The following is a 12013-nucleotide window of genomic DNA, read 5'->3' as shown; positions in this document are numbered from 1 at the left end:
CCTTTTGCACGATGGCACAGCTGCGTCATTTTTAACGCCCATATACGTCTCCTGTATGTTATGGAACATGCAGGAATCTTATATAAATCAGCTAAATCATCACACCCCACACTCAGAAAGTACGTACGTTTTAAAGGGGCGCTTTGATCCTGCATCCCTGACTGCCGCGCAGCAGGGCACCAGTAATTTGCTCAGACGGTGGCCTGGTCAGGCCTTCTGGGCGCAAAGCAGGCTCGAGCGGCACAGCAGTTCATTTCAGCTATTGGGCAGGGCAGAGCAGGGCAGGATTAACATTAAGCATGGCCATGGCATGACATAAGGGCATGCTCAGCCATGGGGCTGGATGACAGACCAAATTTTGCTGTGGGAGTTGAGGTCGCAGGAGAGCTGAAGACATACCGGCGGGCCAGGAGCCTTAAGGACAGGACTGCAATGGCTCAGCAGGAACGCAGTGGGGCGTAAAGCGCCGATGAGGCAGCGGCAGGGCATGAAGCGCTGATGAGGCAGCGGCAGGGAATGATGCGCCGATGAGGCAGCGGAGGGGCATGATGCGCCTATGAGGCAGCGGAGGGGCATGATGCGCTGATGGACAGCGGCATGATGGCGGAGCAGCAGGGCGAGGATGGAGGGCAGAGGAAATTTTTGGGGTGGTAAAAACAAATCAGGGAGCCTGAGCTCCCCAATTGTGACAGGAATAATCCTGCTGTGTCAGGCTGCCTTGCAGGCAGGACTGAGCTCCTTAGTCCATGGAGCTGTCGTCACCTGAGCCGCCAAAGTCATTGCCGCCCATCTCATCATCGGCACCGGCAGTGCACAGACGGTGGAGACGACGTGGCTGAATAACCTGTAAGTACTTCTTGAAGATCTTGGCGTTTGGATCAGTGATTACATCGTCAGAGTGTAACTGCTCAAGGAATACTTTCTCGGTAGCATCAGCTGGCTTACGGGTGCCCATGTGGAGTTCCATCATGGCAGTACCGCACTTCTCGAGGATGCCGCTTTCACGAATTGAGAACTCGCCGGAACGACGGATGCCGCGGGCAAAGTGTTGAAAATCGTTAAATTGCTTTTCAGATTCAAAGCTCATGAAAAAAATCCTGTGAACTGCCCTCAGGATCAGTCCTGACGGGCTGCTGTATGTTCAGAAGCAAAACTTCCGGCTACAGCATGTAACGGCACGAGTCCGTACCTGGTTTAACCACCTGTAAGTCCGGCCTTGCTGTGAGCAGGGCGTTCTGGTGGTCTGTTTTTCTATACTGCCAAGGGAAAGACGTCCTTGCCCGGCACTGGGCCGCAGCTGCATCTTTCTGGTAATCACGCCGTTCCGCAGCGGCATCAGGCCGTCGGGACATACATGCTTTAACAGTGTATCAAAAATAGAGCTGTATTCTAATACATTGAGCACTCATGTCAACGAAAACCGGGGGTAAATCCCGTAAATACTTGCTTTTTCAGCAGACCGCCCCCATCCAGCCAGGCAAGCCTGGCCAACAGTAACACCCCGCATAACTTTGCCTCAGCAGCCCACTGTGCACAGCCTGGGCTGGCAGCCCGTCTGCAGGTTGCCGGGCTGATCATGATTACGCAAGGCTGCAGTCTGGACTGCGCTTCAGGCCGGGCCTGCAACCAGGTCAGCAAGGCTATTCGTGGCGACAGTACGGCCAACATTTGCTCATCATCGATTGCCTGCACCCAGGCTCCTGCAGGGAGGCTCGTAGCCGGGCATTACAGGCTCCTGCTGGGAGGCTCGCATCCGGGCGTTACAGGCTCCTGCTGGGAGGCTCGCAGCCGGGCATGCCCAGCTCCTTTAGCCCGGGTCTGCAGCCGGGTAGTCTGAGCTGGTGACTGCAGTTTTCGCTCGTGATGTGGTCCTGATTACAGAGCAGGGGCTGGCTGCTGAAAATGGCGTAGCCATGGGCCGGAAATACGACGGCACGGGCAATTTTGGCACGAAAAATTTGAGGCCCGCGCCGGGCTTTGCTAAAATTCATCAGACATTGAGATATTGTCATCAGTGGCCCGACAAACAAGCTGCATACAGCGTTTTTCGCGGCATGAACTTTCTCCCTTGAACGTCCTGGAGCCTGCACTGTGAGCAGGTTGTGGCCTTCAGGGATTGCGGCACGTCCAGGCAGTCATAAGCATTGCTGTCTTATGCCTGCAAAAGGCGGTACTCAGGCGCCTGAGGCGCTGTATATTTGCACTGAGTGCTTAAATGCCGCTATGATAGCGATATGATTTTTTTTCTGCAGTTATTAACTCAGTAATAAGTTAAGCCCTCCCGGGCCTCATAAAGACTGTCCCTGTATCTGGGCAGGTCAGTTGCGTCACTGCGCTCAGCCTGCAGTCAGGCGGGCCCTGACATTCAGAGCTGCTCTGACACTCATGTGAGCGCTGGCTGTCTGCAGAGCCTGATGTTCTGTGGAGGCTGATGCTCTGGTGATCCTGATGCTCCATGGAGCCTGATACTCAGGGGAGTATGTCAGTCCGGTTGCGGCTGGGTTTAACTTATTGCTGAGCACACTGCTTTTTGTTTGGAGATCGCGATGGATTCCTGTGAGAAAATTCCACGCAACTTTATCACTGACATCATCGATGATGACCTGAAGGCCGGTCGTCACACCAGCGTAGCCACCCGCTTCCCTCCAGAGCCAAACGGCTACCTGCACATCGGTCATGCCAAGAGTATCTGTCTGAACTTTGGTCTGGCCCGTGACTATCAGGGCACCTGCAATCTGCGCTTTGATGACACCAATCCGGTCAAGGAAGACATGGAGTACATCAACTCCATCAAGCAGGACGTGCAGTGGCTGGGCTTTACCTGGAACGGTGAGGTCAGACATTCCTCAGATTACTTTGAGCGCCTGTACGGCTATGCCGTAGAGCTGATTGAAAAGGGACTTGCCTATGTTGATGAGCTGTCCCCTGATGAAATCCGTGAGTACCGTGGCACCTTGAAGGAGCCGGGCCGCAACAGCCCATATCGTGATCGTCCTGTAGAGGAAAATCTGGCTCTGTTCGAGCAGATGCGCGATGGCAAGTTTGAGGAAGGCAAGGTATGTCTGCGCGCCAAAATAGACATGGCCTCTCCATTTATCTGCATGCGTGACCCTGTTATCTACCGCGTCCGTTATGCCAGCCATGCCATGACCGGTGACAAGTGGTGCATTTACCCAATGTACGACTTTACCCACTGTATTTCTGACGCCATCGAGCACATCACACACTCTATATGTACTCTGGAGTTCCAGGACAACCGCCGTCTGTATGACTGGGTGCTTGAAAATATCAGCATCGACTGCCATCCACATCAGTATGAGATGAGCCGTCTGAATCTTGAGTATTCCATTACCTCCAAGCGCAAGCTCAATCTGCTGGTGACCGAGGGCCATGTAGATGGCTGGGACGATCCTCGTCTGACCACCATTTCCGGTCTGCGCCGTCGCGGCTATACTCCTGCTTCCATTCGTGAGTTCTGCCGCCGTATCGGTGTTACCAAGCAGGATAACACTGTAGAGATGACCGCACTTGAGGCCTGCATACGTGAGGACCTCAATAACAATGCTCCACGTGCCATGGCTGTGCTGCGCCCTCTGCGCATGGTGATCGACAACTACGGTCAGGAAGGCGTAACCGCTACTTCCTTTACCGTACCTAATCACCCTGACAAGCAGGAGCTCGGGTCCCGTGAGGTAAGCTTCTCAGGTGAGCTGTTTATCGATGAGGCAGATTTCCGCGAAGAGGCAAACAAGCAGTACAAGCGCCTCAAGCTGGGCGGTCTGGTACGTCTGCGCCATGGCTATCTGGTCAAGGCCACCTCCTGTGAAAAGGATGAAAACGGCAAGGTTACCTGCGTACACGTTGAGGCCATTCCAGATTCTCTGGGCCGCGACGTCGAGGGTATGAAAGCAAAGGGCGTAATTCATTTCGTTGACGCAAAGAACTGCTATCGCGGTACTGTCAATATGTACGGCCGTCTGTTCAACGTACCAAATCCTGGTGCTGCTGAGGACTTCCTTGCCTGTGTGGACAAGAACTCTGTTGAGGTGCTGGAAAATGCCGCTCTTGAAAGCTCACTGCAGAATGCCAGAGTGGGCGACAGCTTCCAGTTTGAGCGCGAAGGCTATTTCTGTGTAGATTCAAAGCACTCTGCCGAGAACAGACCTGTATTCAATTTAACTGTTGCACTGCGTGAGACCAAGAAGGTTCAGGCTTAATAAGGAGACAGCAATGTCTGATATTGATGATTTAGAGAAGAGCAATGATCCTGTTGCTCCGCCTCCTGGTTCTGATTATGAAGTTCCATTTATCTTCCATTCAGAAGCTCCTTTAGAGCGTGCTTTTGACAAGGCAGAACACTGGGTCAAGGCCGGTGTGCGTCCAAACCACATCTTCCTTGATGACCGCAATATTTCGGTCATTAACTTCCACAAGGTCATGCGCGACCCACTGCTGGCCCAGGCCGGTGTTGAGCGTTATGTAGACTTCCGCTGCTCCCTTACTCTGTCTGAGACTGATGTTGATGCCGTATTCTCCTCAGTCTGCTACTACGAGCCTGGCTGCGAGCCTGTCTTCATCAATCAGTATGATCCTGAGCTCAGCTCCATCAAGGAAGTGCTCCTGATGGTTGCCAATAATCTCTTTGATTATCTGCAAAAGCCACTCATGCCTAAGGGCGGCAACGACTAAAGTTCATATACCGGCCCCACAGGGGCGGGGCAGTATGACTTTAACTTAATCCAAAGCCGGGACTGGTTAAACCATCCCGGCTTTGTGATCCTGAGGGCTACGGCGGAGCGCGCCGCAGCCCGCTGCAGCCCGCTGCAGCCATAAGCAGGCGGCCCCAGTGGTCACCTCAATTGCCACCTGAGTGTGCCCTCATGCTCCTCAGTTGCTCTGACGCTGCAGCCTGCAGCGGGAGCCTGCAGCGGCAGGGAGCAGCTAAACCTGGTGCACTGGCAGGACCTGCAGAGCGGCAAGGGGCAGATGTGCGTGTTTTTGCTGAATTTATGGCATAGCGCGGCAATATCCATTAAAATATCCAGCGCAGCACCGGGCATCATTGCCCTTGTGCAGGCTTTTAATCATATGCCCTGACGGAGTACGCTCCGCCTGAGGGCGCAGCATGCAGTACAGCACGGCCTCCTCAATGGAATAACGGCCTGACTGATTTGAGGGAGTCGCCCCTGTCGGACGGACGGCCTGAGCGGTCAGTTATCCGGAGTCGGGATGCGTACCTGTCGTATGGACGGCCTGATGGTCTATCAGTGCGACTGCATCATGTTTTTCAGCGGATTATGACCTGTAACAGGTTTGGGAGATACACTTTGTCCAGCCTCAAGATTAAATCACTGGTTATGGCCCTGGCAGCTGGCAGCACCGCCATTATGGTCAGTGCCTGCGGTGCCAACAGTTCTGATGATTCTCTCAGGACTCCAACCGGTTACTACGATCATGCCGAAGCTAAAGAAGGCTCAGATCCGCTTAAGGTTCCAGCCGGCATCACCCCTCCATATACCGATAAGACCTTTGATATTCCGTTCGTTTCGCCTTCTGAAAAGAGCCGCCAGATGATTGGCGAGAATATGGATATCCGTCCGCCTGTAGTGTCTCAGGTAGCCGAAAGCGGTGTAGATATCGTTCGCAAGGATGAAAATGCCGTTGTCTGGTTCCTGCCATCCAACCAGTTCAATATCCGTGACGAGCACCTTGCCTGGAGTTATCTGACCGAAGCTCTCAAGTACATGAAGATTCCTGTAGCTGCCACCAATGAGGCACGCTATGAGCTTACTACCGGCTCGTCCCGTTTCAATGCCTTTGGTGAGCCATACGACGAGGTCAGCGACAGCGTTCTGGCAGAAAGCTTCAATCAGGTTTACCAGATTAAGGTAGGTCATGCCCAGCAGGGGCAGATTGGCTACTTCATCGCCTTAAAGAGCTCCACCTCATCTGAGACTGCCATTGAACCTACCCTGGTGCACAAGGCCAACTTCACCAGCGGCTTTGCCAACGCTCTTATCAAAACCATGTCCATTCAGAACATGGCCAATGAGGTTATCCCTGATTATGTTGAGGTAGTACTGGGCCGTGATAACAATGACCAGGATGCCTTAATCGTAAATGCCGGTTACAACTCCACCTGGAATGTCATGCGCGGTACTCTGGACAGCTACGGCATGAAGGTTGAGGAGTACTCCATCTCCCGCTCCACCTACAAGGTTGAAATCAGCGAGGAAGATCCTGAGTTCTACCGCAGCCAGGGCGTAGAGCCATTTGGTCTGCCAGAGGGCACTTATATTGTCCGTCTGGCCGTATCTGGCGACAACACAGTCATCACCTTCTACAATGAAGATGACAAGCCGATCACAGCCGCTCAGACTGCCAGACTGTATCCTGGTTTCTCCAGGGCAATTACTCAGCAGTTTGCCGTATATAAGCGCGAGGGCGCTAACTATCTTGCCAAATTTGACAAGTAGGATTAAAATTTCTGGGCCTGATAATTTGTTTCAGGCCCTTTTATTTTTTTACTTTTCTGGGAATACGCCAAAATGGAAAAGAAACAGGAAATCTATCGCGGTAAGGCCAAGTCTGTTTACGAGACTGATGATCAGAACCACTACATCATGCTGTTCCGCGATGACACCTCTGCTTTCGACGGTAAGATTATTAAGCAGTTGGACCGTAAGGGTCGTACCAACAACCGCTTTAATTTCTTCATCATGAAGAAGCTCGAGGAAGCCGGTGTTCCTGTACACGTAGAAGAGTTACTCTCCGATACCGAGTGTCTCGTCAAGAAGCTGGAAATGCTGCCTGTTGAGTGCGTAGTACGCAACGTAGCTGCCGGCTCTATCTGCAAGCGTCTTGGTGTTGAAGAGGGTCTTGACCTCAACCCTCCTACCTTCGAGTTCTTCTATAAGGACGACGAGTTACACGATCCAATGGTTAATGAGTCCCACATCATTTCCTTTGGCTGGGGTACCAAGGAGCAGATCGAGGAGATGAAGAGCCTGTCTTTCAAGATCAATGAGGTTCTCAAGGATCTGTTTGACAAGGCCGGCTTAATCCTGGTTGATTACAAGCTTGAGTTCGGCATGTACGAAGGCAAGTTAATCCTGGGTGATGAGTTCTCTCCAGACGGCTGCCGTTTATGGGATAAGGAAACCCGCAAGAAGCTTGACAAGGATCGTTTCCGTCAGGGTCTGGGTGACGTTATCGAAGGTTACGAGGAAGTTGCACGCCGTATCGGCTGCCCTCTCTAATCTGTTTACAGCTGTCGCTTCCAGAGCTCACTGCCGTGAGTCCCTGAGCGTATAACTGCGACAGACAGGCTGCTGAGGCAGCATATGTGGCCATGGGGTTAGCCCCATGGCCACTCGTCTTTTCTGGCCCCGGCATTTTATCCCGCCCCAGGCTTCCGGCACAGCCATCGCAGCCGCAGGCCGGCCGCCGACCGGCCACCGCCATCATGCAGCAGGGCCAGGGCGTGGCCGGCAATGGGAGCTGCAGGGCAGCCTGGCGGGCCGCTTACCGCGCCAAAATGCAAACAGCCGCACAGTCAGGATGTCTGTCCTGAATATGCGGCTGTTTTGTTTTTCAGCAGCTGAACATGTCGGAGGCCGGTCAGCCAGCCATTACTGACTGGTGCTGGCTCTGATCCCGGCTGCTTTTTCTGATTGCCTCAATATAGCGGCGGGTCAGGGCGTCAGCCTGCTCAAGGGTAGCGCCCCATGCCATGATGTAACCTCGGGCAAGATCTCCGCCATTGTGCAGGGCACCATAGCTTTTGCCAGCCTCCAGATTGTTTTCAAAGGCAATGATGTGCTTTCTTTCCTCAGGGGTAAACATCTCAAGGCCTTTTTCAGGGGCCTCAATGGTCAGCACATTGAAGCTTTCATCCATTGCCGGCAGAGGTGAGCCCCATGAGCCATTGACCGGACTGCCGGAAAAGACAACAGGATGGCTGTCTTCAAAATCAAAGAAACGAATGACTGCAGGCTGCGGATTGCTGCGGCAGCAGAAGTTCTGCCCATCAATCATTACCTTGCGGAATATGTGCAGAGGGTTGTTGCCGTTATAAAGGGCAGCCAGCAGGACATTATTACCTGTCAGACGTGGGGCAATATCAATAAAGAAACATCTGTCATCAGGGGTGACGTAGGCATCGACTGTCAGGAATGATGAGCGCAGTCCGATGCGGCAGGCTATCAGCTCTGCATACTGGGTAATAATGGCGGCCTCACGCTCACGTGGGACAGAAAAGTATGCACTTTCCTGACGATATGGAGGCTTCGATACTTCCTTGCCCAGCAGGGTCATAATGTGAAAGTGACTCTCCCCGTCTATAAAGCCGGCGCAGCAGAACTCCTCTCCTTCAAGGGCTGTTTCAGCCAGCGCACCACCTGAAATAAAGCGTTCAGGCAGGCGGTACTCCTCAAGATCACTTCTGTCCGAAATCAGAGCTGCGCCCATTGAGCCCGATCCCTCAACCGGTTTGATGATAAATGGATAGCCAAACTTCTGTTCCAGATCATCAAAGTGTGCCCTGAGCTCCCTGCAGGCCTTACTGTCAAGAAAAGACCACTGATAGTCCTCAAGCCCCTGCTCACTGAGGAAATGATGGAAAGCCTTCTTGTCTGTCATGGTGTCGATGATCTCGAAAGAAGGACTGTTAAATCCAAGCTGGTCACTGAGCTTGCCCATGATAATCAGAGCACGGCCTACAGGCAGAGCGGCGATATGGCTAATGGCGTAATCTCTGACAATATCGAAAGTCTTTTGTAAATCAGAAAAATCCTGAGCAAGACAGACCAGCTGACCATCCCAGCGGTTGATGAACTCAGCACTCAAAGCCGGGCTGCGGTCCATGCACAGAACATTGACCTGCTCTTTGAGCAGCAGCTCAAGGAAAGGCTCAAACTCGAAGCTGGCTCCGAGAACAAGAACATTAGGTTTAGACAGATCGTAAAAGTAGTAGCTGAGGTTGCAGGCGGAGAACATTATATTCACTTAAAAGCCAGATAATGGCCTGGTGGTTGACAACAGCACAAAAGTCTATGTTCAAAGGACTTTCAAGGGCTTTTTACAAGGATTAAATCAATGTCGAGCAGCATATTTCAGGTTAAGGTCCATGTATGCGGTTATGGTCCCGGACGCGCATCAAGAGGACCGGAAACAAGACTGCAGTCCCGCATACGGGCCCTGTGGACAGGATATTGGCCTTAAACATGTTATGAACCACTGCTGCATGCCATGACGTAACAGCTCAGTCTTATGGAAACCGGCTATAAGAATGGCAGTGTGACGAGCAGCCCTGGGCGCAAGCCCCGTCTCTGTCCTGACCAGGGAATTGCCCGAGGCAACGCAATGGCAGACCGTAAGTGGTTTGTTTTAATGTCTGGATAAGTGCTGATATAAGCAGATTCAGACATCCTTGCATCCTGGTGTTTGTACTGAAAGTAAGAGTCTCCCCACCATCACTGTGAGGTGTCCTTATTTCGCTAAATAACGATGAGTATTTATGAGCTCAGGCACCGGAGGGCAGAAATCTGCATATCTACGTATATACAGTGCTGACGATTGAGATTTTATCATGCGTTAAATAATACGTTCTATTACCTGAGTATCAATTTGTAATAAATACAGGGCTGGAAATACGCAGATAGTCAGAGCTTATTGCAGGCAGACCGGCTGCCGCTTCAAGGTATGTTGGTAACTGTATGACAGTTGCTAATGACACACCATAAGATCCTGTTGTGCGCGAGCATGGACGAGGTTAATGAGCATAAACATAACAGGTGGCTGCCCGGAAAGAGCCCTTAGCCACCCTGGATCAGGCATGAGGGGCGTAGATGCCAGCCATTCATACTGCCCTCCATCCCGGTCCAGCAGGCATACCTGCTATGACCACTCATCGATAAGTACTCTAGCTGTTGAGGCATGTCTGGCCCGACTGTTTATCCAAAGAGGCAAGGCCATTGACTTATACCTTCCCTGTGCTGCATACCGTTACCTTATGTGTGAGCCTGCCAGCCTGCTATGGCCTGGCAGGGCATGCAGGACAGGTATTCAAGGCATTTGCCAGGGGATGACCGGCTCCAGTGTCATCATATGCAGCTGAGACTTATTTCGTGCTCCAGGGGGCACCTGTAATACAGGCACAGCATCACGCCGTCCTTCTTTCAAGGGGGCATACTTTCCCATAGATATGAAGAATATGACGGGCGCAACCCAGGTTCGGGCCTGGTATGACCTTGATGAAAGGGGGCTGTGTAAACTACAATATCAAGGTTATCGAGCATATTTATCAGCTTTTGTCGATGTTATGCCCCGAGGTCCAAAAGCAGCTGCAAAACTGTATTTCAGGCCTTGCCTGAATGACAGGGATGCAGTGCAATCAACGTAGGATGTAAAAATGGCAGCAAGAAAGCGCAGAACCAAAATCGTTACTACTCTGGGTCCAGCTACAGATCGTCCTGGAGTTATTGAAGAGCTCATCCGTTCAGGCGCTAACGTAGTACGTCTGAATTTCTCTCATGGTACTCTTGAGGATCACCAGAAGCGCGTTGTAGCAGTCCGTAAGGCTGCAAAGGATCTTGATCTGCCAGTTGCCATTATGGGTGACCTTCAGGGTCCTAAGATCCGTATTGGCAAGTTCAAGGAAGGCCCAATCCATCTCAAGTACGGCGATACCTTCGTCCTTGATGCTGATCTCGATCTTAATGAGGGTACTCAGGAGTCTGTAGGTATTACCTATACCCAGCTGCCTAATGATGTAAAGCCAGGTGACATTCTCCTTCTCGATGACGGCCGTATCCAGCTGGCTGTAACCCGAGTTGAGGACAGCCGTATCTTTACCACTGTTATCGTGGCCGGCCCGTTATCTAACAACAAGGGCATTAACAAGCAGGGCGGTGGTTTATCAGCTCCAGCTCTGACCAGGAAGGACAAGCAGGACATTATTCATGCAGCAACTCTGGGCGTAGATTATGTTGCTGTTTCCTTTCCTCGCAGTGGCAAGGACCTTGAGGAGGCCCGCCGTCTGCTGCGTGAGGCTGGCAGCAATGCTCATATCGTTGCCAAGGTAGAGCGTGCCGAGGCTGTGGCCTCAGAAGCGGCAATGCGTGACATAGTCATGGCCTCCGATGCCGTAATGGTAGCCCGTGGCGACCTTGGTGTTGAGATTGGCGACGCCAGCCTCATGTCTACTCAGAAGCGTCTTATCAACTTTGCACGTGGCCTTGACCGTGTAGTCATCACTGCTACCCAGATGATGGAGAGCATGATTAAGAGCCCAATGCCTACCCGTGCCGAGGTAATGGACGTATCCAACGCTGTGCTCGACGGTACCGATGCCGTAATGCTCTCAGCTGAGACTGCAGCCGGTGATTATCCTGTTGAGACTGTACGCGCCATGTCTCAGGTATGTCTTGGTGCCGAGACTGAGGTTCAGAAGTCCGGTTACCGTGCCGATCGCATCTTCAAGGATGCCGAGGACACCATCGCTGTGAGCTCCATGTTTGCAGCTAACCACCTTGAGGGTATCCACGGCCTGGTAGCATTCACTGACAGTGGTCACCTTCCACTTATCATGTCCCGTATCCGATCCGGTCTGCCAATCTTTGCTTTCTCCCGCTCTGAGCAGGCTGTACGCTGGATGAGCATGTACCGTGGCGTCTTCCCTTACCACTTTGACAATCTGGCCTACAGCAGCCTCGATGAGCTCTTGCAAACCGTTGTCCGCCAGCTCCAGGAGCGCGGTCATGTTAAGACCGGCGACCGTCTGGTAGTTGCTTTCGGTGTGAACATGGGCAAGTCAGGCCACACCGACTCCATGCGTGTTGTTACCGTCTAATCGACTGAACTGCGCATACTCCCAAAGGCTGCCCACAGGCCTGGCCATATGGCCCGGACCGGGCTGCCTGGGGCATGCCGGGCGTCTCCGCTGTCTGCCGGGCATGACCACCAGCAAAAAAGCACTCTCCAGAAAAGGCGAGTGCTTTTTTGTTGGCTGAAG

The 12013-nt window shown here is 52.5% G+C and carries 8 protein-coding genes; 5 read left to right on the top strand and 3 right to left on the bottom strand.

The genetic code is table 11. The features are described 5' to 3' along the window. Nucleotides 1–739 precede the first annotated feature (739 nt). Nucleotides 740–1087 carry a DUF413 domain-containing protein gene (gene maoP, locus MXE41_RS05845; RefSeq protein ID WP_246978876.1) on the bottom strand — a complete coding sequence of 116 codons (348 nt, stop codon included), beginning with the start codon at nt 1085–1087 and terminating at the stop codon, nt 740–742. A gap of 1249 nt (nt 1088–2336) precedes the next feature. Beyond that, a complete protein-coding gene (locus MXE41_RS05840) occupies nt 2337–2522 on the bottom strand; it encodes a hypothetical protein (RefSeq protein WP_247099714.1) in 186 nt (61 codons plus the stop codon). A 24-nt stretch (nt 2523–2546) separates the two neighbouring features. On the opposite strand from MXE41_RS05840, the gene glnS reads away from it, so the two are divergent. The 4 genes from glnS (at nt 2547) to purC (ending at nt 7259) form a co-directional block, all read left to right on the top strand. Beyond that, entirely contained in the window at nt 2547–4217 is a 1671-nt protein-coding gene (gene glnS, locus MXE41_RS05835; RefSeq protein WP_247099713.1) for a glutamine--tRNA ligase, read from the top strand. Nucleotides 4218–4230: 13 nt separating this feature from the next. Continuing rightward, a complete protein-coding gene (locus MXE41_RS05830; RefSeq protein WP_246978878.1) occupies nt 4231–4689 on the top strand; it encodes a hypothetical protein in 459 nt (152 codons plus the stop codon). A gap of 638 nt (nt 4690–5327) precedes the next feature. Continuing rightward, nucleotides 5328–6476 (top strand): outer membrane protein assembly factor BamC, encoded by a 1149-nt coding sequence (gene bamC / locus MXE41_RS05825; protein ID WP_247099712.1) that lies wholly within the window; start codon nt 5328–5330, stop codon nt 6474–6476. Nucleotides 6477–6548: 72 nt separating this feature from the next. Further along, a complete protein-coding gene (purC, locus tag MXE41_RS05820; RefSeq protein WP_246978880.1) occupies nt 6549–7259 on the top strand; it encodes a phosphoribosylaminoimidazolesuccinocarboxamide synthase in 711 nt (236 codons plus the stop codon). Between the two features lie 361 nt (nt 7260–7620). Here the strand turns inward: purC and MXE41_RS05815 are convergent, their stop codons facing one another. Next, complete coding sequence (locus MXE41_RS05815; RefSeq protein ID WP_247099721.1) at nt 7621–8997, bottom strand: ATP-grasp domain-containing protein; 1377 nt, start codon at nt 8995–8997, stop codon at nt 7621–7623. A gap of 1414 nt (nt 8998–10411) precedes the next feature. Between MXE41_RS05815 and pyk the strand changes: the two genes are divergently transcribed. After that, the gene (gene pyk, locus MXE41_RS05810; RefSeq protein WP_246978756.1) at nt 10412–11851 is read left to right on the top strand and encodes a pyruvate kinase; all 1440 of its coding nucleotides are present in this window, start codon (nt 10412–10414) and stop codon (nt 11849–11851) included. The last annotated feature ends 162 nt before the right edge of the window (nt 11852–12013 follow it).

It is taken from the genome of Anaerobiospirillum sp. NML120449, assembly GCF_023051105.1.
Taxonomy (GTDB): domain Bacteria; phylum Pseudomonadota; class Gammaproteobacteria; order Enterobacterales; family Succinivibrionaceae; genus Anaerobiospirillum.
This window is presented reverse-complemented; position numbering and strand designations above follow the sequence as displayed.

Bases quoted from the DNA above. Each gene is read 5' to 3' on its own strand.
- maoP (WP_246978876.1), bottom strand. From the start codon at position 1,087: ATGAGCTTTGAATCTGAAAAGCAATTTAACGATTTTCAACACTTTGCC.
- glnS (WP_247099713.1), top strand. From the start codon at position 2,547: ATGGATTCCTGTGAGAAAATTCCACGCAACTTTATCACTGACATCATC.
- MXE41_RS05830 (WP_246978878.1), top strand. From the start codon at position 4,231: ATGTCTGATATTGATGATTTAGAGAAGAGCAATGATCCTGTTGCTCCG.
- purC (WP_246978880.1), top strand. From the start codon at position 6,549: ATGGAAAAGAAACAGGAAATCTATCGCGGTAAGGCCAAGTCTGTTTAC.
- MXE41_RS05815 (WP_247099721.1), bottom strand. From the start codon at position 8,997: ATGTTCTCCGCCTGCAACCTCAGCTACTACTTTTACGATCTGTCTAAA.
- pyk (WP_246978756.1), top strand. From the start codon at position 10,412: ATGGCAGCAAGAAAGCGCAGAACCAAAATCGTTACTACTCTGGGTCCA.